The following is a 24,843-nucleotide window of genomic DNA, read 5'->3' as shown; positions in this document are numbered from 1 at the left end:
CCGCCCCCTCCGCGTCCTGTGTACGGGCCCGGAGGCCGCCGGGCCCGCTCAGGGGCCGGGCTCGGGCACGCGCTCCTGGGTGATCACGCTGCCCTCGGTGTCCCCGCCCTGCGCGCAGAGCGGATCGACCACGTACACGTCGTACTCGTCGCCGTCGAGGGCGAACATGGCCCACGCCGGGGTCGTCCCGTCGCCGTAGTGGGCGTCGTCGACCAGGCTGAAACGGGTGTCGAGCGCCTCGCCGAGACGCCCCGCGCACTCCGCCACCCCGGGCGGGGGGCTCTCCTCCGCGGCCAGGGGCTCGGCGCCGTCCTCCTGCGGGGCCCCCACGGGGGAGAGGTCGAGGGTCCGGGCGGCCTGCTCCGCCAGGCCGGCGCCGGTGTAGACGGTGCCGCTCCGCACCACCTGGGGCGTGTAGGCCTGGGCGGTGTCCGGCACGGCCTCCTCCTGCCCGTCCTGCAGGAGGGGCGCGGCGACGCCGGCCTCCTCCTGCGGGGCCAGACCGTTGAACAGGGCCGCGCCACCGCCGGCGACGACCGCCGCGGCGGCGGCCACCATCATCAGCCGGGGCAGGCCGGCGCCGCCGAAACCGCGCCGGCGGCGCGAGATCGGTGTCACCCCGGCGGTCGGTCCGGAGGCGGCGGGTGCGGCGGCGGGTCCCGGCGCGCCGCCGTTCTCCGCCCGCTCGCGCGCCGCCTCGGCGACACGCCGGTCGAGGAGGTCGGCGACGTCCCGGGGCAGCTCGGGAGCGGGTGCGGCGGCCAGCGCCTCCGTGACCCCCGTGAGCTCCTCCAGGGTGGTCGCGCAGGTCGCGCAGGTCTCGATGTGGGATGCGACGGTACGTTCCTCGCCGGGCTCCAGGAGCTCCTCGGCGAAGAAGGCGAGTGCCTCCACGTCTGGATGGGACGTCACGATGGGTTGGCACCTCCTCTCCCAGATGTGACGTCTCGCGGATCCCGGGGGTTCCTCAGATGGGCCAGTGACGGAAGAAGTTTGGCGCGACCCCGGGCACACCGGCTCTTGACCGTGCCGGTCGCCACGTCGAGGATCTGGGCCGCCTCCTCCACCCGGTAGCCGAGCATGTCCACGAGGGTCAGCGCCATCCGCTGGTCCAGCGGCAGCAGGTCCAGGGCGGCGTGCACGTCGAGGCGGGCCTCGGTCTGCGAGGCGTGGTCCGGGGCGCCTCCGGCGCGGCCCAGCCGCTCGTTGGCGACCACGTCCAGGGTGGCGTCCTCGGTGGGGGTGGCGGGCCGCACCTTGCGCCGGCGCAGCCGGTCGTGGCAGGCGTTGACCACGATCCGGTGCAGCCAGGTGGTCACCTGGGACTCCCCGCGGAACCGCTCGGCGGCGCGGAACGCCGACAGGAAGGCGTCCTGGAGGGCGTCCGACGCCTCCTCGGGGTCTCCCATCATCCGCACTGCGACAGCCCAGAGGCGCTCACGGTGGCGGCGAACCAGTACCCCGAACGCCTGTTCGTCACCCTGAGCGTGCCTCGTCAACAGCTCCCGGTCAGGAAGCTCGTGGACCGCGTCCATCAGCGCTGATCACATATCCCACTACTAGGTTCCGCGTACCTCTACCTCGTTGACGCTCCCACGGTAGTCCCCCCCGTTCTGGGGCAGGGCCGTGAACCAGACCAGGACGTACTGACCGGTGGCGGGCTCGTCGAGGACGACCTCCTGGGAGGACCCGCTGCCGCTGCCGACCACCTCGTAGTCGTTCTCGGAGTTCCCGTTCGCGTCGCCGACCCGGATCTCGAACTCGTACCCGTCGCCGGCCATGTCGAGGTCCACCGCGTGGATCTCGTGGCTCGCGCCGAGTTCGAGCTGGAGGCCGACACCGGGCTTGATCATGTCCAGCGGGTCCCTGTAGCCCTGGGTGTTCCAGGCGGTCGAGGGGTCGCCGTCCCAGGCCAGGGGCGCGTTGGCGCTGTGCTCGTCGGTGTCGCCGTGCGGGTTGAGGCCGCGCGAGCCGACGATCTCCAGGGGGGACGCGTCCGCGGCGTCGTCCGCCGGGTCCTCGGCGGAGCCCGCGCTGGGGGTGGCGGGGTCGTCGCCGGGCTGGAGGCTGGAACCGAGGCTCCAGGCGCCCACGACCACGGCGGCGAACAGCACGACCGCGACGACGCCGACGAGGATCCTCTTGGGCGAGGCCTGGGAGCGGGCCGCGCGCTGGTCCATGCGGGAGGGGGCGGGGCGCTCCGCACGGGGGGCGGAGGCGCTGCGCGCCGCGGTGGCGCCGCGGGCGGAGCCGCCGCTCCGGGCGCTCCGGCGGGGGCCGGAGCCGGTGGTGTCGAGCTCGCCCGTGCGCCGCGAGGTCCCGGGCTCGGGGGGCGCGGACTCCACGGGGGAGACGGGGAGCGGGATGAGCCGGGGGACCTCGGCCATGGCGGCGCAGAAGTCCGCGGGCGAGGTGATGGGCGGGCCGGGCACCATCTGGCCCGCGAGCTGGGGCAGCGCCGCGCGCGTGGTGATGGTGTTGAGGGGCTCGGTGACGCCCTGGCGGATCTGTCCGGGCGGGTAGGGGCCCGCGGGGCCCTGGGGGGCTCCGGGAAGGCCGCTCTGCGGCCCGCCGGGCCAGTGCCCGGTGAGCGCCGCGTACAGCAGGTTGCCCAGGCCCTGGGCGTCGACCGCGGCGGGGTCGGCCACGACGGCGCCCAGCAGCGCGGCGTCGACGCCGATGCCGGTCACCTTGACGGCCCCGCCGCTGCTCCACATGAGCTTGCTCGGGGTCAGGCACAGGTGGTGGAGCCCGCCGGCGTGCGCGGCGGCGATGGCCTCGGCGGCCTCGGCGACCAGGCCCGCGGCGCGCTCGGGCTCCATGGGGCCCTGGGCGAGGAGGTCGGCGAGGGAGGAGCCGATGACCCACTCCTCGACGACGTAGGGGACGGGGGTCGTGTCGTCGGCGTCGAAGACCTGGGTGACGCGGGCGTCGGGGATGCGGCTCGTGGCCCTGGCGGCGCGCACGACCTCGGACGTGCGGGGGAAGCCCTCGGTGAAGGTCCACACCGCGACGGGTCGCGCGAGGGTCTCGTCGGTGGCCTTCCAGCGGGTGGCCCCGCCGGTCTCACTCACCACTTGGTCGAGGCGGTACCGGTTGGCCAGCTTCGCCCCGGGTTCGATCAGGAAGGTGCTCATGTTGGGAGTGACGGACGCCAGTGCCGTGAGCTCCGCGCGCTCCTCCCGCAACGGGTCCCTGGGGACCGGAGCGGTGCGGGGTGTGCGCGAGGGGGTTATCGGCCCTGCCTGCTGTCCCCAGCCTCCCTTCGGGCAGCTCGGATGAACATTGCTGTAGCGGTAAAGCGATGCGTGTCCATGCTAGGACGCCTGAACAGCATCTTCGGAGGACATCGGATACTCATTCACCTTCCGGGGCGTATCGGTGCTCGGCTACCCAACGTCATCCATTCCTGGTGATCAGCGGCGTCGCAGCCGTGTTCTGAGCAAATCGAGGAAGGATGTGACTTCGGTCACATTCAGGAACTTCGCGGTAACCACGAACAGTACGGCACCGACGACGCCCCCGGCCAGCATCGCCGCCAGACCCGGCCACAGATCACCCGGCAGACCCCGGAAGGCGTAGATCATCGCCACCCCGAAGACCGCGGCGGGGACCGTGGCCACGTGCAGCTTGAACAGCGTCGCCGCGGTGCGGCGGCCGTCCATGCCGTTGAGCTTCCGGTGGAGCAGGTACCACATGACGACCGAGCCGACGATGTAGTAGAGACCGTACGGCACGGGCAGCCAGACCACCACGTGCTGGGGCTCGACCACGAACAGCAGGGCGATCGCCGTCACCGCGTGGGCGGCCTCGGAGGGGATCGACACCAGGGCGGGGGTCCGGGTGTCGCCCAGCGCGTAGAACACGCGCATCTGGAGCTGGAACAGCGTGAACGGGATCAGCATCACGCAGAAGACCATCAGGATGCGCCCGATCGCCGCGGCGTCGGACGCCGTCGTGCTGCCCTGCGCGTAGATCATCACGCAGAACGGGATCGCGAACACGATCATCGCGACCGAGATCGGCACGATCAGCACGGAGGAGAGCCGGAACCCGCGCGAGAAGTCGCTGCGCACCTGGTCCTTGCGCCCCGCCGCCACGTGCTCGCTCATCCGCGGCAGCAGGGCGGTGATCACCGAGACCGCGATGATCGCGTACGGCAGCTGGAACAGCATCGACGCGAACTTGTACGCGGTGATGCCCGCCCCGGAGTCGAAGCCCAGCTCCGCGGCGCGCGTCCCCGCGCGCGTGGCCACGTTGGTGGAGACGAGCGCGCCCAGCTGCGCGACCACGATGTAGAGCATCATCCACGAGGCGGCGCCGGCCGCCTCGCCCAGACCCGAGCCGCGCAGGTCCAGGCGCGGCCGCCAGCGGAAGCCCGCCGCGGCCAGCGCCCACACCAGGACCGCCGCCTGGAGCACCTGCCCCATGGCCGTGCCCAGGCCCAGCAGCATCAGCTCGCCGGGGGTGACGGTCTCCGGGGTGCGCCCCGGACCGGCGACCGCCATGAACCACAGGAGGATGCCGATGATGACGACGTTGTTGAGCACCGGCGCCCACATCGGGGCGCCGAACCGGTTGCGCGCGTTGAGCATCGCGCTCGCCAGGCCGCTCGCCCCGATGAAGAAGATCTGCGTCACCAGGTACCGGGCCATGACGACCGAGACCTCGTACTGCGCCCCCGTGAACTCGCCCGCGTAGATCCTGATGAACCACTCCGCCACCAGGACCGACAGGACCGTGATCACGAACAGCGCCAGCAGCATGAGGGTGACCAGGCGCTGCTCGGTCCTGTCCCCGCCGTCCTGGTCGAGCTTGCGCCGCTTGACCAGGAACGGCACGAACACGCTGGCCAGCAACCCGCCGATGAGCAGGTCGTAGATCATGTACGGGACCATGCCCGCGGTCTGGTAGGCGTCGCCCAGCAGCTGGGTGCCGATCGCCGCCGCCAGGAGGATGGTCCGGACGAACCCCGTCACGCGGGAGACGATGGTGCCCAGCGCCATGACCGCGCTGGACCTGGCGATGTTGCCGGGGGCGGTGTGGGCGCTGCCGCCGATCTCGTCGCCGTCCTCCAGGCGGTCGGCGGTGCCCACGTCACCGATGTCGCTCGGATCGCGGACCGTCCGCAGCCCGGTCTCGGGCACGCCCTCCGGCTCGTCGCGCTCGTACGTGTCGAGCACGTCCTCCGGCATCACCACGGGGCGGCGATGGCGCGTCCTGGCCTCGGCGGACGCCCCGCTCGGTGCGGGGTCCTGCTCTCTGGGGTGATCGCTGGGCACCGTCGGGACGTCCTTATCTCGGTCGGGGCGCTTCGGGGGAGACCTTCGGCGGGATCAGAGCCGGGGCGCTACGGCATCAACGACGCATGCGGCCGCGGACCAGTTCCACCGCCGCGCTCAGTTCCGGCACGCGCAGCAGTCGCGCGAACCCGAGGAAGAGCAGTGCGCCGACGACGCACCCGGTGACGGGGGCGCCGATGTAGGAGGCCAGGCCGGGGCCGACGTAGGCGTCGAAGAACCAGAGCACACCGAGGCCCGCCGCGATGCTCGGGACGACGGCCAGGTGCAGGCGCAACATTGTGCCAATGATGTGCTTTCCGTCAAGTCCGCCGATGCGCCGGCTCAGGACCAGCCCGGCGATGGTCAGACCGGACAGGAACGAGACCATGAAGCCCGAGGCCACACCCACGACCACCAGGTTCGGCGGGAGCAGCAGGTAGGAGACGAGGGCCAGGCCGCTGTGCACGGCGAGGTTGGCCGCCCCGATCATCGCGGGCGTCCGGGTGTCGCCCATGGCGAAGAACACCCGCAGCATGAGCTGGAAGACGGTGAACGGCACCAGGCCCAGCGACATGACGGCGAGGATCTGGCCGATGCTGGAGGCGTCGCCGACCGAGATGGACCCGCGCGCGAAGGCCAGGACGGACAGCGGCTCCGCGAACATCGCCACCGCGAACGCGGTCGGCACCAGGACGAACGCGGAGACCCGCAGGGTCCTGGAGAAGTCCCCGCGGACCGCGTCCCAGTTCCGGTCGTCGGCGTGGGCGCTCATCCGGGGGAGCAGCACGGTGATGAGGGAGACCGCGATGATCGCGTACGGCAGCTGGAAGAGCTGGTACGCCAGGTTGTAGGCGCTGATGCCCGCGCCGACGTCGAGGCCCTGCTCGATGCTCGACACGTTCGCGGCGTTGGCGATGTTGGTGGTGATCCACAGGCCGGCCTGCGTGAGCAGGGTGTAGAGCATCATCCACCCGGCGGTGCGGAGCGCGTCGCCGAGGCCGGAGCCGCGCAGGTCCAGGCGGGGGCGCCAGCGGTAGCCGGTCCGGGAGAGGGCGACGAACAGCACGACCGCCTGGAGCAGCATGCCGCCCGCCGTGCCCGCGCCGAGCAGCGTGAGCTGGCCGTCGGTGACGGTCTCGGGGGTGCGGCCGGGGCCCGCGACCCACAGGAACACGGCGGCCACGGACATGATGACGACGTTGTTGAGGACCGGCGCCCACACGGCGGCGCCGAACTTGCCCCGCGTGTTGAGCATGGCGCTCAGCAGGCCGCTCAGGCCGACGAAGAAGATCTGCGCGAGCAGGAACCTCGCCAGGTAGACGGACGCCTCGAACTGGACCGGTGTGAACCGGGACCCGTACATCCAGATGAGGAACTCGGCCGCCAGGATCGCGGCGGCGGTCAGGAGGAACAGGGCCAGCACCGTGGTGGTGAACAGGCGGTCCTCGGTCGCCTTGCCGCCGTCCGCGTCGTTCTTCCTGCGCTTGACCAGGAACGGGATGATGACGCTGGCCATCAGCCCGCCGATGAGCAGGTCGTTGAGGATGAAGGGGATCGTGTGGGCCGTGTGGTAGGCGTCACCGAGGAGGTGGGTGCCGATGGCGGCGCCGAGCACGATGGTGCGGGCGAACCCGGTGAGCCGGGAGGCCATGGTGCCCACGGCCATGATCATGCTGGAGCGCATCATCCCGCCGGAGTCCGATCCGGAACCCGCCCCCGCGCCGTCCGCCCCGGAGCCGGAAGCGGCGTCCCCGGCGGGGACGGCGCCGGGCTCGGGCAGTTCGCCCTCCTCGAAGGAGGGCATGGGGCCGCCGCTGGGACGGAGAGTGCTCTCACCCGGGAGGGGGCCTTCGGGCTGGGGGGAACGGCGGTGTTTCCCGCCGCCGTTCGGAGAGTCGGTGACCACCGTGGATCAGGGTTCCTTTCGTCCGACTGGAAGGGTCCGTCCGCGGCGCCGTGGTCCGGCGCCTGTCCGGCCGGGCCGGACACGCGGCTCGGCGCCGCGTGTGCCGACATGGAGATGTGCGGGTGTGTCGACATGACGTCCTGTCGGTAAGGAGTCGTGTCACCCATCGGTCCGTCGGGGCGCCGGGGTCACTTCCCGGAGCCGTCCTTGTCCCGTTCCTGGGCGTCCTCCCCGGCCTCCGGAGATCCTGCCCCGGTGGCCTCGGTGTCCTCCCCGGGCCCGGTGGAGGACGCGGACGCCCCGGTCTCCCCGGTCTCCCCGGACGCCCCGGTCTCCCCGGGCGTGGCGACCGCCCCGGGAGGGACGGAGCCCGCGGGGTCCCCGGAGCCGCCCCCGGTGTCCCCGGGAGCCGCGGGATCCGCGGCGGTGCCGGTCGCGGCGCCGTCCGGTCCCCCGGCCTCGGCGGCCCCGGCGGCCTCGGAGTCGGAGCGGGACGCCTGCTTGCGCGCCCACTTGCGCAGGGCGCGGGGCGCCAGCGCGGCGACCAGGATCAGCAGGCCGATACCGCTGATGAGCAGCGCCTGGGTGCCCAGGCCGGTGGCGTTCACCGGGATCACGGTGTCCTGCGTGCTGATCGGCTCGCCCGCGGAGTTGTGCAGGCTCACGGTCAGCTCGGTGCGGCCGTTGACCCGGGCCGACAAGGGGACGTACACGGTGGTCTTGGCGCCGGGGTCGATCTCGAAGAAGTCCGTGTACGAGCCGATGCTCAACCGCTCGGAGTTCTCGGAGAACACCGACAGGCGCACGATGACGGCCTGGTCCTCCAGGTCGTTGGCCACCAGGACACCGGTGGTGCCCGTCTGGCTCGCCAGGGTGACCGGCTCGCCGGGGATGACGCGCACGTCGCCCATACGGTCCTGCACGGAGTCCAGGACGAGGGACCGGGTCGCACCCGCGAGGGCCTCCTCCTCCCGCCAGTACACGGACTCCAGGCGCAGGAGCGCGGGGCGGAACGGGTCGACGTCGTCCACCAGGACGCTGTTGAACAGGCGCACGTCGTTGTTGACGTCCTCGACCAGTCCCATATAGGTGGGGCTGAGCTCGTCCTCGGAGGCGCTGTCCGGGTAGTCCAGGTTGCGCCGGGTGTCCTCGCGCTCGTCCGCGTCGGCCGGCTCGATCTCGTCCAGCTTCTCCGGCGACAGCCACGGGAGGCCGTCGGAGGCGGCCAGCACGCCGTCGGCGAACTCCGGGCTGGGGTCCCAGCCCGGGTCCGGCGAGGCGACGACCACGCGGTCGCCGCCCGCGTTCTCGCCCGCGATCATCGCGGTCTCGGCGGCGAACCGCTGGAGCGCGAGCGCGGACTCGCCGGGCTCCCACGACGGCATGGACAGCACGTCGGTGAGCCCGGAGTCGGCCACCAGCGCGAACGGCTCCTCGACGGGCTCCTCCTCGGGAGCGGCCAGCGGGGCCTGCGCGGTCGGGGTCGTGGACATCCAGGACGCGGGCGGCATGGCGCCCTCGCCCAGCAGGAAGCGGGTGGCGCCCTGGGCGGCGTACAACTCGTAGACGGAGTCGTCCATCAACCCGCCGGGCGGCATCGCGAAGGCGCCGTCCGCCTCGAACGACAGGGCGCGCAGGACCGCCTCCTGCCCGATCCGGAGCGAGGCGGCGGCGTCGTCCCCCATGTCGTTGCGCATCAGGGCCCCCAGGTCGGCGCCGGCGTAGGGGGACGCCACGACCGTGTCGCGGGCGAGCACCGCGCGCGCCTCGCGCAGCCACACCTGGGCCGCCTCGTCGGGGCCGGCCCCGTGCCTGACCGGGTCGGCCTCCGCCGGCACGGCGAGGAGGTCCTCCAGGACCTCGTGGTCCTCCGCGGCCATCCGGTGGATGTCGTCGAGGGTGCCGGGGTCCACCGCCCAGGTGACCGGCACGCCCTCGGTGCGTTCGGGGCGGGGCTCCTCCTCGGCGCCGGGATCCTCCCCGCCTCCGTCGCCCTCGGCGCCGGGGTCCTCCTCGTCGCCCTCCCCGCCGTCCTCGGCGGCCTCCTCGCTGGGGACGGAGTCGGCGGTCTCCTCCGCGGTGGCCTCGTCCTCCTCCGACGGCGGCTCCTCGGGCTCCTCCCCGAGGCCGAGCAGCTCGACCAGGTCCTCCTCGCCGGCCGCGAAGTCCAGGGGGACCTGCGCACCGGACGAGAGGAGGCGGCCCAGCCTGCCCTCGGCGCGGACCGATTCGTGTAGCTCGCCGCTGAGGAAGGTGTCGTCGTCGGCCCGCTGGGGCCGGTCCATCAGCGGCCACACCCACGCGATGTCGACGGAGGGCACGTCGTCCCCTCCGGAGCCCGTGTAGGGGAGGAACGTGTACTGGGAGCCGATGACACCGCCGTCCCCGTCGACCGCCTCGACCACGAGCGGGTACACGCCGTAGGACGAGAGGTCCAGGTCCTCGACCGGGATGCTCAGCGAGTACTCCTCGGAGGCCTCGGGCGGCAGTGCGGAGGCGACCTCCTCGTCCGGGCCGGGAGCGTTGGGCTGCCAGCCGTCCCCCGAGGCGAACTCGTCCAGCTCGTCGCGGTTGGTGAACGGGTGCCGGGAGTACCTGACCCGGACCGTCACGTCGCGCACGCTGTCCGCGGTGGTGTTGGTCACCTCGCCCGCGATCCGCAGGGTGCTGTCCTCGCGGACCGCGTCCGGTGTGATGCGCTCGACGACGAGCGGCTCGACGGAGCCGTCGTCCTCGGGGTCCGCCAGCGCGGGTGAGTGCGCGGCCGGTATCGGGAGCAGCGCGGTGGTCATGGCCATGACCACCGTCGCGGAGGCAATTCGACGCAACGCTTGACCGGTTTCCTGATTCGGGTCCAGGTGGCCGTCCCGCCGGGGAACACGGTGAAGGGGCGGAGACGCTCGGGGTGCCCGCACGGCGCACACGGCGTACGCGGGTCGGGTGGGCGCGAGATGACCGCGGTCCTACCACTCCACCCGAAGATACCGTCTTCGCTGTCCGTCGGGTCGGGGGAGGACCACCGCGTGGTGCTCGGCGGAGGGGCCACTCTTTCATCAAACGGGTGCGCTCCACCAGAGCCGGGGCCGACCTGTGGACGACCCGGCCCGGCCGGGGGCCGCGGGACGATTCGCAGTTTGGACCGACGGCCGCCTAATCTGCGTGGTGTGCCGAACACAGAGTTTTCGAGTGAGAACGACGCCGACCAGCGGCCGGAGGCCGGGGCGGTCCCGGGACCGGGGTCGCTGAACGGTACCCGGCGCGCGGCGATCACCGCGCTGGCGGAGGCCGTGCAGCCGGTATCGGACGAGCTCGGCGCCCGTTTCGCGTCGCACGGACAGCAGCTCGCCCTCGTCGGCGGCCCGGTCCGCGACGCGCTCCTCGGCAGGCGCTCCAACGACGTCGACCTGACCACCGACGCGGTCCCCTCGCGCATCCTGGAGCTGGTGGACGGCTGGGCCGACTCCGTGTGGACGGTCGGCATCGAGTTCGGCACGGTGGGCCTGCGCAAGGGGGGCCACCAGCTGGAGATCACGACCTACCGCAGCGAGTCCTACTCGCCCAAGTCCCGCAAACCCGACGTGGCCTACGGCACGGACATCCACGACGACCTGTTCCGGCGCGACTTCACCGTCAACGCGATGGCCGTGCGCCTGCCGGAACTGGAGTTCGTGGACCCCTTCGGCGGGCTCGCCGACCTCGAGGCGGGCGTGCTGCGCACACCGGGCCGCCCGGAGGACTCCTTCAGCGACGACCCGCTGCGCATCATGCGCGCGGTGCGCTTCGCCGCGCAGCTCGGCTTCACGCTCGCGCCGGAGGTCGCCGAGGCGGCCCGCGGCATGGCCGACCGCCTGTCCATCGTCTCCGCCGAACGGGTCCGGGACGAGCTGACCAAGCTCATGGTCAGCCCCGACCCGCGCCGCGGCATCGAGCTGATGGTGGATCTGGGCATCGCCGAGTACGTGCTCCCGGAGATCCCCGGGCTCCGCCTGGAGATCGACGAGCACCACCGGCACAAGGACGTGTACGAGCACTCGCTCACCGTCCTCGACCAGGCCCTCGACCTGGAGCGTTCCCGTGGCCACGAGCCCGACCTGGTGCTGCGCCTGGCCGCGCTGCTGCACGACGTCGGCAAGCCCAAGACGCGCGAGTTCGAGGGAGGGGGCCGGGTCACCTTCCACCACCACGAGGTGGTGGGGGCGTCGATGAGCCGCAAGCGGCTCACCGCCCTGCGCTTCCCCAAGGACGTCGTCTCCGACGTGTCCACGCTGGTCGGGCTGCACCTGCGCTTCCACGGCTACGGCAAGGGCGAGTGGACGGACTCCGCGGTGCGCCGCTACGCCCGCGACGCGGGATCCCAGCTGGAGCGGCTGCACATCCTCACCCGGGCCGACTGCACCACCCGCAACCGCCGCAAGGCGGCGGCGCTGTCGAAGGCCTACGACGACATCGAGCGGCGCATCGGGAAGCTGGCCGAGCAGGAGGAGCTGGACCGTATCCGCCCCGACCTCGACGGCAACGAGATCCAGGAGGTCCTGGGCCTCTCGCCGGGGCCCGTGGTCGGCAAGGCGTACCGCTTCATGCTGGAGCTGCGCCTGGAGAACGGGCCGATGGGCAAGGAGGAGGCGGCGGCGGAGCTGCGCGCCTGGGCGGCGGAACACCTCTAGGGGGTGTTCCGCGGGGATCAGCGGTGCGGCTTCACCGCGGTCACGGCCATCGCCATGCCGAACACCCGCAGAGGGGTGCCCTCCAGGCCGTCGGACAGGGACTGGAGCCCGCGGGTCCGGCGGTCGAACGGCGGCATCACGTAGTCGACGGCGCGCATGCTCAGCCCGACCGCTCGCAGCAGCCGGCCCATCTCCTGGGTGGTGAAGGAGCGCGCGTCCGACATGCGCTCGTGGAGCGGCCGGACCCAGGGCAGGAACGGCGCCGTCAGGGCGGACCTGCGCCTGCGCCCCCACAGCACCCCGTGGGTCTCGAACGGGAACCACCGGTTGGGCGTGGTGAGGGAGAGCGCCCCGCCGGGCTTGAGGACGCGGTGGATCTCCGCGAGGCTGCCCTCCACGTCCTCGATGTGCTCGACCACCTCGAACGCCGTGACCCGGTCGAAGGTGTGGGCGTCGAAGGCCAGCGAGTCGGCGGACATCTTGTGGAGGCCGATCCGGTCCTCGAACCCGGTGCCCGCGATCCTGGCGGCGAACGCGTCGAGGCGGCCGGGCTCGATGTCGATGGCGTCCACGCGCACGTAGCCCTGGGCGAGTTCGACGGTGTACGTGCCGTCCCCGCATCCCACGTCCAGCAACCGGTCGCCGCGGACGGGCAGCTGCCGGGACACCGCCCCGATCCGCTTGGTCACCCCGCGCGCCCCGAAGGCGCCGGAGGGGTTCCCGGGGCCCAGCTCGCCGCCCATGGCGCACCATCCCTGTGTGTCGACAAGTCTTTTCCGGGACACTACAACACGTGACTCCGCCGTCACGGAAGGATCGGGCGGTGTGCGGCCGGCCCGGCCGGGGCGCCGTCCTCCCCGGCCGGGCCGGGGGGCCGTGCCGACCCGTCGACCCGTCGATCCGTCGACTCGTCGCCATGTCGCCACGTCGACACGTGTGCGGTCCGGCGGACACGGCGGTCCCGGAGGCGGGCCGTCCGGGGAGTGATCCCCGTCCTTGTCGTGCCGGGCGGCAGCGGGGAGACTGGCGCGGTGACCATCACCACCTGGTACCTGGAGTCCACCGACCCCGCCGACCTGCGCCCCGCGCGGGAGCCCGGGGCGGACGTGACGTTCTCCCGGGCCGAGATCCCCAGCCCCGTGCTGAGCCGGTTCATGCACGGCGGTGAGGTCGGCGGCGACTGGGAGGCGGCCGACGGGCTCGGCCTCTCGGCCGAGCAGTGGCGGGCGTGGGTCGACCACCCGGGGCGCGAGACCTGGGTCCTGTACGAGGAGGACACCCCCGCGGGCTACGCGGAGCTGGACGCCCAGCCCGACGGGGCTGTGGAGATCGCCTACCTCGGACTCGTGCCCGGCTTCCTCGGCAGGGGTATGGGCGGGCACATGCTCACGCTGGCCCTCGAACGCGCCTGGGACCTGGCCGGGCGCTGGCCGGACCGGGACCCGACCCGGCGGGTGTGGCTGCACACCTGCTCCCTCGACGGGGAGCACGCGCTGGCCAACTACCTGGCCCGCGGCCTCCGCGTCTACGAGGAGACCACGGAGCACGGCTGACGGGGAGCCGGTCGCGCCGGGTCGGCACGTCGACAGGTCCTCCTGTCGACATGTCGCCGGAACGCCGGGGCGTGGTCCGCGGACGCTCTCGGCGGGCCAGGCGCCCGCGGACCCGGAACGGTCCGCGGAACACGCCCTACGCCGCCTCCCGCACGGCCTCCGGCCCCGGGACGCGGAAGCCGCGCACCACCCAGGCGGCGGCCGCCGCCGTGTAGGCGGTCGCCATGCCCGCGACCACCGGCACGCTGATCCCCGAGGGCGGGACCAGTGCGGCGGCCAGGGCCGCGCCCAGGACGAACGTCGCGTTGAAGAGCACGTCGTACACCGAGAACACCCGGCCCCGGAACGCGTCGTCGACATGTCGCTGGACCAGGGTGTCGACGGTGACCTTGACCCCCTGGGAGACGAAGCCGAGCACGAACGCGGCCACGGGGAACAGCGCGGCGGAGAACGGCAGGCCGAACACCACCAGGGCCGCGGCCGCCACCGCCAGCTGGAGGGCGATCCAGCTCCCGGCCGCCATTCGGGCCGTCGCCCAGGGAGTCGCCACGGCGCCCAGGAAGAACCCCGCCGCCAGGAGCCCGGCCGACACCGAGAAGCCGGCGAGCCCGGCCACGCCGCCGTCGGCGAACGCGTTGTTGTACAGGAGCAGCGTCAGCAGGGTCGAGACGCCGAACAGGACCCGGTGGACGCCGATGGTGGCGAGGGCGTCCCTCGGGGCGGGGCGCTCCCAGATGTGCCGTACCCCGGACGCCATGCCCCGCGCCACGCTGCGGACGGCGTCCGCGACCTCGGCGGGTTCGCGCTCCAGGTGCGGCCCCAGCTCCCGGCGGCCCAGGGTGAGGGAGACGAGCGCAGCGCCGGCGAAGCCGAGCGCGGCGACGAGGAGGATCAGCCCCGTCCCGAGCGCTGCCCCGCCGCCGACGAGGCCGACGGCCAGGCCCGCCCCGGTCCCGAGGGAGCTGGCCGCGGTGCCGCAGGTCGGCGTGACGGCGTTGGCCATCATCAGCTTCTCGCGGGGCACGACGTAGGGCAGGCCGGCGGAGAGGCCGGACAGGAAGAAGCGGTTGACGCTCAGCACCAGGAGCGCCGCGACGAAGAAGGCCGGCCCCTCGCCCCCGGACACCAGGAGGGCGCTCACGGCCGCGAGCGCGGCCTTGGCCAGGGAGGACAGGAGGAGGACCTGGCGGCGGGGCCACCGGTCGATGAGGACCCCGGCGAACGGCGCCACCACCGAGAACGGCAGGAGCAGGACGGCGAAGGCCGCCGCGACGGCGCCCGCGCTCGTGTGCTGCTCGGGGTTGAAGAAGACGAAGCCGGCCAGCCCGGCCTGGTAGATCCCGTCGGAGAACTGCGAGACCAGCCGGGTACCGAAGAGGCGGCGGAACCGCGGGCCCCGCAGGACCGCGCGCAGATCACCGAAGAAGGACACCGGACCAGGGTAGGGCGTGCCCGGGGCCGGGGCCCCGGGCAGCCGCCCCACACCGGTGGCTACTCGCCCGCGATGAAGCTCTCGACCTTGTCGTGGGCCTCGGCGTCGCTGTACTGGACGGGCGGGGACTTCATGAAGTAGGAGGAGGGCTCCAGGATCGGGCCGCCGATCCCGCGGTCCTTGGCGATCTTCGCGGCGCGGACGGCGTCGATGATGATGCCCGCGGAGTTGGGGGAGTCCCAGACCTCCAGCTTGTACTCCAGGTTGAGGGGGACGTCGCCGAACGCGCGCCCCTCCAGGCGGATGTACGCCCACTTGCGGTCGTCGAGCCACGGCACGTGGTCCGACGGGCCGATGTGCACGGAGCCGGCCTTGAGCTCGTGGGGGATCTGCGAGGTGACGGACTGCGTCTTGGAGATCTTCTTGGACTCCAGGCGCTCACGCTCCAACATGTTCTTGAAGTCCATGTTGCCGCCGAAGTTCAGCTGGTAGGTGCGGTCGACGATCACGCCCCGGTCCTCGAACAGCTTGGACAGCACCCGGTGGGTGATGGTCGCGCCGATCTGCGACTTGATGTCGTCGCCGATGATCGGGACGCCGGCCCGGGTGAACTTGTCGGCCCACTCGGGGTCGGAGGCGATGAACACCGGGAGGGCGTTGACGAAGGCGACGCCCGCGTCGATCGCGCACTGGGCGTAGAACTTCCCGGCCTCGTCGGAACCCACGGGGAGGTAGGAGACGAGGACGTCGGCCTTGGCGGCCTTGAGGGCCGCGACCACGTCGACGGCGTCCTCGGGGGACTCCTGGATGATCTCGCGGTAGTACTTGCCGAGGCCGTCGTAGGTGGGGCCGCGCATGACGGTGACGCCGGTCGGCGGCACGTCGCAGATCTTGATGGTGTTGTTCTCGCTGGCCGTGATGGCGTCGGCCAGGTCGTGCCCCACCTTCTTGGCGTCCACGTCGAAGGCGGCGACGAACTCGATGTCACTCACGTGGTACGGCCCGAACTGCACATGCATGAGGCCGGGCACCCGGGACTCGGGGTTGGCGTCCTTGTAGTAGTGAACGCCCTGCACGAGCGATGCCGCACAGTTGCCGACGCCCACGACGGCTACACGTACCGAACCCATTGGTCCTTGCTCCTTCTTCTCCGCGAACATGGATTCCACAGCGCACGGCGACGGCCCCGCGCCGGAGGCGGTCGGGTTCGTCGTCCTGCGTTCGTCTTCCGTATGTGGTCAGCAGCGAACACGGCGTTTCTGTTCCCCCGTGGGCGGCTGTCGACCGCCGGGGAGAGAACATGCATGTATGGCTGTTTTGTTCAGCTATGACTCTATCTCCGCCCGATCGGGGGACCGCATGGCGCACCGCCGACACGGCCGCCCGGCGGCGCCCGGACCCCCTCCGTCCAGCGGATATCCGGAGACACTGGGGGCAAAATCTCACACACTGCCCCCGACCTGCGCGAACGAGGTCCCCGAGCGGGGCGCGGACACGGTCCCTGCGCCTGCCGGCGTTCGGTTCCCGCGCCCTGAACAGGCGCGACGGGCGGTTTCGGACACAACATGGCCAGGTGTCCCATGGCGCGCGATACCCTCGCGCGTGGGTTGTGCTATACCGTTCCATCGCTCTAACGTGACCTTTGATTTGCGTGCGTAGCCGGTAGAGCCCCCGGACGGAGCCCCCGCCGCGGTGACGTCCCGTCGGCACAGAGCACCGACGAGCGGGCAGCGCTCCCGCAGGCCAACGATCAGGAGGATGAAGCGGCTAACGTCTTCGCGACCTGTTGAAAACCCCGAACCGCCTCTGTGCGTCCCTTTTATCAAGCCTTGAACGACCGGTGAGGAGGCGGACGCGGCCCCGCGGGGCCGATTCGCCCAGGTCGCCCGAGGAACAGGTCGCGGATCACCGATCCCCCAGGGGGACCGTCCCCCCGTTTCCACCAAGGAATCGTCAGGCCGACCGGCCGTGAGAGGCAATCGAGGACCACGTGAGTACCGAACGACGACGGAATGCCGACGGCGGCCGTCGCCGGGCCGATGGCCCGGGCGACGGTCCACGGGGCGAGGGCGGAAGGCGCAGGGCCGACGGCCCGCCGCCGGGTGACCACCAGTCCGGAGGCCGGCGTCGATCGGGTTCCGGTGGCGGCGCCCGCCGTGGCGACGGCGGGGCCGAGCGCCCGCGCCGTCCGCGCCCCCCCGAGAACGAGGCGCGCTCCGAGGGCCAGGGCGGCCGCCGCAGAGCCGAGGGCGAACGCCCCCGCCGCCCCGAGGGCCAGCGCAGGCGCCCCGAGGACGGCGACCGGCCCCGCAGGCGACCCGAGGGAGACCGGCCCCGCAGGCCGGAGGACGGCGACCGGCCCCGGCGCCGCCCCGAGGGAGAGCGCGGCGGACGCCCCGAAGGTCAGCGCCGCCGCCCCCCCGAGAACGAGGCGCGCTCCGGCGGACGCCGCAGGGCGGGCAGCGGTCCCCGCGACCCCCGCGACCGGGACCGCGAGCACGGATCGCGCTCGGAGGGCCGCCGCGCCGCGGGCCGGGGCACCCGGGCCGCGGCGGGTTCGGGCGGCCGGGGGGGCGGCGGCGGACGCCGCCGGTCCCGCGACGAGGAGCCGGACGACCGCCCCTGGTACAAGCGCTTCTTCGCCAAGGCGTGGAAGCCCGCGCTCGCGGCCTTCGGCCTGATGGTCATCGGCGGCGTGGGCGCCTTCGCGGTCCTGTACGCCCAGGCCCCCGACAGGGACGAGCTCGAGACCAAGGCCGAGAACACGATGTCGGCCACCCAGATCATGTGGGCGCCCCAGGGGGACGAGAACCCCGAGGTCGCGGTCACCACGGGCGAGGTCCGGCGCGTCGAGGTCAACTACGAGGACATCCCGCCCGAGGTGATCGACGGCGTGCTCGCCGCCGAGCAGCGCACCTTCTTCCAGGACCCCGGCATCAGCATCAGCGGCATCGGGCGAGCCATCCTCTCCCGCGGCGAGGCCGGCGGCGGCTCCACCATCACCCAGCAGATGGCCCGCAACTACTACAGCGACCTCGAGCAGGACGACCGCATCGTCCGCAAGATCCGCGAGATCTTCATCGCCATCAAGCTCGGCCAGCAGATGGAGCACGAGGAGATCCTCGAGGCCTACCTCAACACGATCTACTTCGGCCGCGGCGCCTCGGGCATCGAGATGGCCTCCCAGGCCTACTTCGACAAGAGCGTGTCGGAGCTGAACTCGGAGGAGGGCGCCTTCCTGGGCGTCATCATCCAGATGCCCAGCAACTTCGAGGCCAACGAGATGGGCGACTGGACCACGACGTACCTCAACGAGGAGCGCTGGCCCTACATCCAGGAGCAGCTCGCCCTCATGCACGAGGAGGGCAGCGGCCGCGGCCTGCCGCGCGAGGAGGCCGAGGCACTGGAGATCCCCGAGCGGATCCCCTACGACCCCACCGCCGAGGCCGACGTCGACCCCAAGTTCGGCTACGTGCGCAACGCGGTCATCCAGGAGATCACCGAGCGCTACGCGGGCTCGGGCATCACCGACGCGACGATCGCCACCCAGGGCCTGGTCGTCGAGACCTCCCTCGACCCCGCGCTCATGGACGCCGCGACCGGCGCCTTCGACGTCCTCCCCGGCACCCCCGACGACACCATGAAGGGCCTCACGGCGGTCGACCCCGCCACGGGCGAGATCCTCGCCTTCCACGGCGGCCCGGCAGTGTCCGAGGTCGTCAACAACTCGCTGCAGCACCGCACGCAGGCCGGATCCTCCTACAAGCCCTACGTGCTCGCCACCGCGCTCAGCAACGACATCAGCCTCCGGAGCATGTTCGACGGCGACTCGCCGCAGAACTTCCCCGAGCTGCAGAGCCCGGTGCAGAACGCGGACGGCCGCAGCTACGGGCCCGTCGACCTCGTCCGGGCCACGGCGGACTCGGTCAACACCCCCTTCGTGGAGCTGACGTCCCGGCTCGGCGCCGCCGCGGTCGACCAGACCGCGGTCGACGCCGGCGTGGACGAGGACCAGATCACGACCTCCACCCAGGGCCCGCTGGTCGCGCTCGGCACCCACCAGGTGACCGCCCTCGACCAGGCGTCCGCCTATGCCACCTTCGCCGCGGGCGGCGTCCACCGGCCGGCGCACATGGTCACCGAGCTGAGGATGGCCGACGGCACGGTCGTCGAGCCCGACGACGCGGACCAGATCGAGCAGGGCACCCAGGTGGTCTCCACCGAGGTGGCCGCCGACGTCACCTACGCCATGACCCAGGTGATCGAGGCGGGCGGAGGCTCCAACGCGGCGCTCCCCGACGGGCGCCCGGTCGCCGGCAAGACCGGTACCTCCAGCGGGGCGGTCTCCGCGTGGTTCGTGGGCTACACGCCGCAGCTCGTCGCCGCGGTCGGACTCAGCCGGGCGGACGCCAACCTCTCCCTGGAGTTCGAGGGCCAGCCCGAGAACGAGATCTTCGGTGGCACCACCTCGGCCAACGTGTGGAAGGAGTTCATGACGACGGCCGTGGAGGGCATGCCAGTCGAGCAGTTCCCGGCGCCCGCCTACGTCGGCGCGGACCAGAGCTTCCTGCCCACGCCGAGCCCGAGCGAGGAGCCCACCGAGGAGGAGAGCGAGGAACCCTCGGACGAGCCCTCCGAATACCCGGAGTGCGACCCCGCGAACATCGACCCGGAGAACCCCAACTGCGAGGGCGTCGAGTCCCCGCCGGAGTGCGACCAGTCCGACTGGGAGTGCCAGAACGAGGGGACCCCCGACGTCCCGGTGGAGTGCACCGGACCGAACCCGCCCTCCTGGTGCGAGGAGCCGACCACGCCGGGCGACCCCAACGACGACGCGAGCAGTGACGACGACGATTGGACCTGGCCCCGGAGCAGCTCCAACGAGAACAACAGGATGATCGTCCTCGGCCGGGACGAGTGACCCCCCTCCCGCCACGGCGGGAGGACCGACCGAGGGGCCGGTGCGCGGAGGTTCCGCGCACCGGCCCCCTCGCGTGTCCGGCCGTCCACAGCCATCACCGGCGGTACGCGGCGACTGGTAACCTTGGGGGCTGTATGGCTCAGAGTCCGTGCGAGGCCCGCCGACCCCGGCGCGGAACAGCTCGCGGACTCCTGCCCTCCTGCCATGGAGATTCCATGGCCGCAACAGTCCAGAGGAGGAACGTACGCCTATGCGTCGTTACGAAATCATGGTCATCCTCGACCCGAACCTCGACGAGCGCACCGTCGCCCCGTCGCTGGAGAACTTCCTGGGCGTCGTGCGCAACGACGGCGGCTCGGTCGAGAAGGTCGACATCTGGGGCAAGCGCCGTCTCGCCTACGACATCGACAAGAACCCCGAGGGCATCTACGCGGTCATCGACCTGACGGCCACGCCCGCCACGGTCAAGGAGCTCGACCGCCAGCTCGGCCTCGCCGAGGCCGTGCTCCGCACCAAGGTCCTCCGGCCCGAGGTCCACTAGGACGGCCCTGCCCGTACCCCTCACCCCCTTCCGTCCGCCCCGGTTCTGTCAGTACCGGCGCGGATGATCGGGGGAGCAGGCGAAACCGCCTGAACCGACTACCTCGAACCGGAGCCCATCCATGGCAGGCGAAACCCAGATCACGCTCGTCGGCAACCTCGTCGACGACCCTGAGCTGCGCTTCACGCCCAGTGGAGCCGCGGTCGCCAACTTCCGTGTGGCCTCGACGCCCCGCACCTTCGACAAGCAGTCGGGGGAGTGGAAGGACGGCGAGTCCATGTTCCTCACCTGCACTGTCTGGCGGCAGTACGCGGAGAACGTGGCCGAGAGCCTTCAGCGGGGCATGCGCGTCATCGTGCAGGGCCGGCTGAAGCAGCGCTCGTACGAGACCCAGCAGGGTGAGAAGCGGACCGTCTTCGAGATCGACGTCGAGGAGGTCGGCCCGGCTCTGCGCAGCGCCACCGCGAAGGTGACCAAGACGCAGCGCCAGGGTGGCGGCGGCTTCGGCGGCGGCAACGGCGGCGGAGGCGGTTTCGGCGGCGGCCAGCCCCAGCAGGGTGGCGGCGGCTACGGGAACCAGGGCGGCGGCTTCGGCGGGGCGCAGGGCGGCGGAGGCCGCAGCGGCCCCCCGGCCGACGACCCGTGGGCGACCAACGGTGGCGGCGGTGGCGGCGGGTTCGGTGGCGGCGGCGGAGGCTTCTCCGACGAGCCCCCGTTCTAGCGCTCCACCCCGCACCACGCAGCACACGGCCCGGTGCCCCAGGGCGCCGAGTCACCTTTCCATCCACAGACCATCCCCGGGAGGACCCCGGGGCTCTTGCGAAGGAGCACCACGATGGCGAAGCCGGCAGCGCGCAAGCCCAAGAAGAAGGTTTGCCTCTTCTGCCAGGAGAAGCAGTCCTACATCGACTACAAGGACACCACGCTTCTCCGCAAGTTCATCTCCGAGCGCGGCAAGATCCGTGCCCGCCGCGTCACGGGCAACTGCACCCAGCACCAGCGCGACGTCGCGACCGCGATCAAGAACGCGCGCGAGGTGGCCCTGCTGCCCTACACCAGCACCGCTCGCTAGCGGCGATATCCGAGGGAGGTTTTTGTCGTGAAGCTGATTTTGACCCACGAGGTCAACGGTCTCGGAGCCCCCGGCGACGTCGTCGAGGTGAAGAACGGTTACGGTCGCAACTACCTGCTGCCCCGCGGGTTCGCCATCCGGTGGACACGCGGCGGTCAGAAGCAGATCGACCTGATCCAGCGCGCGCGCTCCGCGCGTGACATCCGCACCCTGGACGAGGCCAGGCAGGTCGCCGGCCAGGTCGGTGCGCTCACCGTGCGCCTCAAGCAGCGCGCCGGCGAGGGCGGTCGTCTGTTCGGTTCGGTCACGCCCGCGGACATCGTCGACGCCGTCAAGGCGACCGGCGGGCCCGAGCTGGACAAGCGCCGGATCGAGGTCAAGACCCCGATCAAGTCGGTCGGAAGCCACAAGGTCCAGGTCCGCCTGCACCCCGAGGTCTCCGCGACGATCAAGCTGGACGTCGTCGGCGCCTGATCCCAGGCACCGGACGCGTCAGGGCCCCGCCTCTCCTCGGAGAGGCGGGGCCCGCTTCGTGTCGGGACGTGTTCCGGCGGGTCGGTCGTGCTCTCGCGGGGGTGGGGCTTTCCTGACACGCCTCATTACCAAAAGCAACCCTTTGACTACTCTTTGTAACCTATCGTGTTGTCTGTGTTGGTGTCGCACGTCGCGGCGCCCCGCACGGAGAGGACGACGACCGATGGCCGTAGAGAGAACGACCGATCCGGACCGACACCCGCTGGTGGACCGCAGGACGATCCTGCGCGGGACCGCCCTCGCCGCAGGGGGCGTGCTCCTCGGCGGGATGATGGGCATCTCAACGGCGGGGCAGGCCTCCGCCGCCGCGATGCCCAAGGTGTACACGCGCGCCGACTGGCAGGCCAGGGCGCCCAGGAACAAGATCGACCTGGTGTCCAAGGGGCCGACCCACATCGTCGTGCACCACACCGCCACGGGCAACGTGTCCGACACCTCGACACAGCACGCCGCCGCGCTGTCCCGGTCCATCCAGCGCTACCACATGGACAGCAACGGGTGGAGCGACACCGGCCAGCAGCTCACCATCAGCCGGGGCGGGCACATCATGGAGGGCAGGGACCTGTCCCTCAAGGCGATCCGCGACGGCAAGCACGTGGTCGGCGCGCACACCGCCAACCACAACTCCCACACCATCGGGATCGAGAACGAGGGCACGTACACCTCGGAGACCCCGACCCAGGCGCTCATGGGGTCGCTGGTCGACACCTGTGCGTGGCTGTGCCTGGTCTACCAGCTGGACCCGTCGGAGGCCATCGTCGGCCACCGGGACTACAACGCCACGAGCTGCCCGGGGGACCAGCTCTACTCGATGCTCCCGCAGCTGCGCAAGGACGTGACGAGCAGGATGCGCGAACAGCTCAGCCACCTGAGCCGGGTCGCCGGAACCGAGCTGACCCTGGAGCAGCTGCCGACCTACCCGAGGGTTCCGCAGGCCGAACGGGCCGTGCCGTTCTACCACGGCCCGGCGGTCGGCGACCTCGACGCGTCCCCGTGACCCGAGGGACCTGACACGATGCCCGCCGGAGAGCCGCCCCGACCCCCCCCGGGGCGGCTCCTTCGCGTCCCGGCGGGCCCGCACCGCCGCGCGGGAGCTGCGGCGGACCGGCAGCGGCCGGGGGCACGTCCCGCGGGCGGCGCGGGCCCCGGGCCGGTACGCACAGGGGGAGACAAGCGGCCCGCTGCCGTGCGCGCGGTGTCGACCCGTCCGCCTATCGGCTTCCCGACAGGTCGACAAGCGGAGGAGGGGACATGTCCACAGGTCGACACGGCGGAGCGACTTGTCCACAGGTCGACATGTCCGCCCTGGACGGGGCCCGACGGTCCGTGGTCCCCTGGTTCACAAGGGGGAGCCCGCGGCTCGCCACCATGAGGCGTGCCTCCACGGGGCCCGGGCGCGACGCTCCCGCTTCCCCCTCCGGCGAGCGGCCCCCACGCGCCCGCCCGCCCTGCGACGGGAGTACGACGGGGCCGGGGACCGGCGCGGACCTCCAGGCGCCCGCCCGTGCGGCGGCGCCCCCCGTCAGGGCCTCGTCGCCCCGGTGACCAGCCAGGCGGTCCCCCGCGCACGGGCGCCCAGGGTGACGGCGCGCGCCAGGATCCACACCGTGAACGCGATCCACAGCCCCACCAGGCCCCACAGCGAGTCCTCCGCCAAGCGGGGGATCACCAGGGCGCACGGCAGGAACGCCGCCATCGTCCACAGCGACGCCCACGCCAGGTAGCGCTGGTCGCCCGCCCCCATCAGCACCCCGTCCAGGACCATGGTCACGCCGCTCAGCGGCTGCATGAGGGCGACCACCACCAGCGTGGCCATGATGAGGGCCCGCACCTCGGCATCGGACGTGAAGGGAACCGGGGCCCACGGAAGCACCAGGAACACCAGGACCATGAACACCGCACCCAGCATCACGCCCCACTCCACCATGCGGCGGGTGGCCTCCTTCGTGCCCCGCACGTCCCCCGCGCCCAGGTACCGTCCCACGATGGACTGGCCGGCGATCGCGATCGCGTCCATGGCGAACACCAGCAGGGCCCAGATGTTGTAGCTCACCTGGTGCGCGGCGATCGACTCGTCGCCCAGGCGCGCCGCCACCGCGGTGGTCACCAGCGCGACCACCCGCATCGACACGCTGCGCAGGAACAGGGCGAACCCCGCGGAGGCCGAGGCCCGCAGCCCCGCCGCGGTCGGGGCGAGGGAGACCCCCGCACGCCGCGCGGAACGGGAGATCGCCGCCACGTACCAGAACGCCCCCGCACCCTGCGCGATCACCGTCGACCACGCCGAACCCGCGATGCCCCAGTCCATGACCAGCACGAACACCACGCACAGCACCGCGTTGCCGGCGTAGGAGGCCACCGCGACCAGCAGCGGGGTGCGTGCGTCCTGGAGCCCCCGGAGCACACCGGTGCCCGCCATGACGATCAGCAGGAACGGCGTGCTGAGCAGGCTGATCCTCAGATAGGTCAGCGCGTAGGGCGCGATCTCGGGCGAGGCGCCCAGCAGGTCCACCATCAGCGGCCCCAGCGGCCAGCCGATCGCGATGGCCGCGACCCCCAGCAGGACGGCGAGCCACAGGCCGTCCACACCGTCGCGGATACCGCCCGCGACGTCGCCGGCGCCGAACCGGCGGGAGACCGCCGCCGTGGTGCCGTACGCCAGGAAGACGCAGACGGCCACGAGGGTCAGGAGGACCTGCCCGGCCACGCCCAGCCCTCCCAGGGCCTGGGTGCCCAGGGTGCCGACGACCGCCGCGTCGGTGAGCAGGAACAGGGGTTCGCTGATGAGGGCGAAGAACGTGGGGACCGCCAGGGCGAAGATCTCGCGGTCGTGGCGGTGCCGGAAGGGGGCGGCCGAGAGCAGTTTTGGCATGACCAGGCCACAGTATCGGACAGGCGTTCTAGTCGGGTGTGGAGTTGTCCACACCCGCCCGGATGC

18 protein-coding genes are annotated in these 24,843 nt (G+C 72.1%); 8 read left to right on the top strand and 10 right to left on the bottom strand.

Features of this window, described 5'->3' with window-relative positions; translation table 11 throughout:
* Positions 1-48 precede the first annotated feature (48 nt).
* From OUQ99_RS31305 to OUQ99_RS31280, 6 genes are all read right to left on the bottom strand, one after another.
* On the bottom strand, positions 49-912 hold the full coding sequence (locus OUQ99_RS31305) for a hypothetical protein (RefSeq protein ID WP_267947343.1): 864 nt from the start codon (positions 910-912) through the stop codon (positions 49-51).
* On the bottom strand, positions 909-1,535 hold the full coding sequence (gene sigM / locus OUQ99_RS31300; protein WP_267947342.1) for an RNA polymerase sigma factor SigM: 627 nt from the start codon (positions 1,533-1,535) through the stop codon (positions 909-911). The genes OUQ99_RS31305 and sigM overlap by 4 nt, the downstream gene beginning before the upstream one ends.
* Before the next feature lie 24 nt (positions 1,536-1,559).
* Complete coding sequence (locus OUQ99_RS31295; protein WP_267947341.1) at positions 1,560-3,137, bottom strand: protein kinase family protein; 1,578 nt, start codon at positions 3,135-3,137, stop codon at positions 1,560-1,562.
* A gap of 279 nt (positions 3,138-3,416) precedes the next feature.
* On the bottom strand, positions 3,417-5,282 hold the full coding sequence (murJ, locus tag OUQ99_RS31290) for a murein biosynthesis integral membrane protein MurJ (RefSeq protein WP_378554254.1): 1,866 nt from the start codon (positions 5,280-5,282) through the stop codon (positions 3,417-3,419).
* 76 nt (positions 5,283-5,358) lie between these two features.
* Positions 5,359-7,188, bottom strand: a complete 1,830-nt coding sequence (murJ, locus tag OUQ99_RS31285; protein WP_267947340.1) for a murein biosynthesis integral membrane protein MurJ — start codon at positions 7,186-7,188, stop codon at positions 5,359-5,361.
* Positions 7,189-7,376: 188 nt separating this feature from the next.
* Positions 7,377-9,992, bottom strand: a complete 2,616-nt coding sequence (locus tag OUQ99_RS31280) for a DUF6049 family protein (protein ID WP_346660257.1) — start codon at positions 9,990-9,992, stop codon at positions 7,377-7,379.
* A 360-nt stretch (positions 9,993-10,352) separates the two neighbouring features.
* Between OUQ99_RS31280 and OUQ99_RS31275 the strand changes: the two genes are divergently transcribed.
* Complete coding sequence (locus OUQ99_RS31275; protein ID WP_267947339.1) at positions 10,353-11,852, top strand: CCA tRNA nucleotidyltransferase; 1,500 nt, start codon at positions 10,353-10,355, stop codon at positions 11,850-11,852.
* A gap of 17 nt (positions 11,853-11,869) precedes the next feature.
* On the opposite strand, the gene OUQ99_RS31270 is transcribed toward OUQ99_RS31275, so the two are convergent.
* Positions 11,870-12,595: a class I SAM-dependent methyltransferase gene (locus tag OUQ99_RS31270; protein WP_267947338.1), complete on the bottom strand. Its 726-nt coding sequence runs from the start codon at positions 12,593-12,595 to the stop codon at positions 11,870-11,872.
* A gap of 288 nt (positions 12,596-12,883) precedes the next feature.
* On the opposite strand from OUQ99_RS31270, the gene OUQ99_RS31265 reads away from it, so the two are divergent.
* A complete protein-coding gene (locus tag OUQ99_RS31265; protein WP_267947337.1) occupies positions 12,884-13,405 on the top strand; it encodes a GNAT family N-acetyltransferase in 522 nt (173 codons plus the stop codon).
* Between the two features lie 136 nt (positions 13,406-13,541).
* Here the strand turns inward: OUQ99_RS31265 and OUQ99_RS31260 are convergent, their stop codons facing one another.
* Positions 13,542-14,837: an MFS transporter gene (locus OUQ99_RS31260; RefSeq protein WP_267947336.1), complete on the bottom strand. Its 1,296-nt coding sequence runs from the start codon at positions 14,835-14,837 to the stop codon at positions 13,542-13,544.
* Between the two features lie 59 nt (positions 14,838-14,896).
* Positions 14,897-15,967 carry an inositol-3-phosphate synthase gene (locus OUQ99_RS31255; protein WP_267947335.1) on the bottom strand — a complete coding sequence of 357 codons (1,071 nt, stop codon included), beginning with the start codon at positions 15,965-15,967 and terminating at the stop codon, positions 14,897-14,899.
* Positions 15,968-16,827: 860 nt separating this feature from the next.
* Between OUQ99_RS31255 and OUQ99_RS31250 the strand changes: the two genes are divergently transcribed.
* From OUQ99_RS31250 to OUQ99_RS31225, 6 genes are all read left to right on the top strand, one after another.
* Positions 16,828-19,758, top strand: coding sequence for a transglycosylase domain-containing protein (locus OUQ99_RS31250; RefSeq protein WP_267947334.1), 2,931 nt, complete (start codon positions 16,828-16,830; stop codon positions 19,756-19,758).
* Between the two features lie 250 nt (positions 19,759-20,008).
* Positions 20,009-20,299 (top strand): 30S ribosomal protein S6, encoded by a 291-nt coding sequence (gene rpsF / locus OUQ99_RS31245; RefSeq protein ID WP_267947333.1) that lies wholly within the window; start codon positions 20,009-20,011, stop codon positions 20,297-20,299.
* Between the two features lie 121 nt (positions 20,300-20,420).
* A complete protein-coding gene (locus OUQ99_RS31240; RefSeq protein ID WP_267947332.1) occupies positions 20,421-21,020 on the top strand; it encodes a single-stranded DNA-binding protein in 600 nt (199 codons plus the stop codon).
* Between the two features lie 114 nt (positions 21,021-21,134).
* Entirely contained in the window at positions 21,135-21,371 is a 237-nt protein-coding gene (gene rpsR, locus OUQ99_RS31235) for a 30S ribosomal protein S18 (RefSeq protein ID WP_013155832.1), read from the top strand.
* A 27-nt stretch (positions 21,372-21,398) separates the two neighbouring features.
* Positions 21,399-21,845, top strand: a complete 447-nt coding sequence (gene rplI, locus OUQ99_RS31230; protein ID WP_267947331.1) for a 50S ribosomal protein L9 — start codon at positions 21,399-21,401, stop codon at positions 21,843-21,845.
* 223 nt (positions 21,846-22,068) lie between these two features.
* Positions 22,069-22,902, top strand: coding sequence for a peptidoglycan recognition protein family protein (locus OUQ99_RS31225; RefSeq protein WP_267947330.1), 834 nt, complete (start codon positions 22,069-22,071; stop codon positions 22,900-22,902).
* A gap of 525 nt (positions 22,903-23,427) precedes the next feature.
* On the opposite strand, the gene OUQ99_RS31220 is transcribed toward OUQ99_RS31225, so the two are convergent.
* A complete protein-coding gene (locus tag OUQ99_RS31220) occupies positions 23,428-24,777 on the bottom strand; it encodes an MATE family efflux transporter (protein WP_267947329.1) in 1,350 nt (449 codons plus the stop codon).
* Positions 24,778-24,843: the final 66 nt, after the last annotated feature.

Source organism: Streptomonospora nanhaiensis, assembly GCF_026642255.1.
Lineage (GTDB): Bacteria > Actinomycetota > Actinomycetes > Streptosporangiales > Streptosporangiaceae > Nocardiopsis > Nocardiopsis tropica.
The sequence above is the reverse complement of the archived record's forward strand: the minus strand, read 5'-3'. Positions and strand labels throughout refer to the sequence as shown.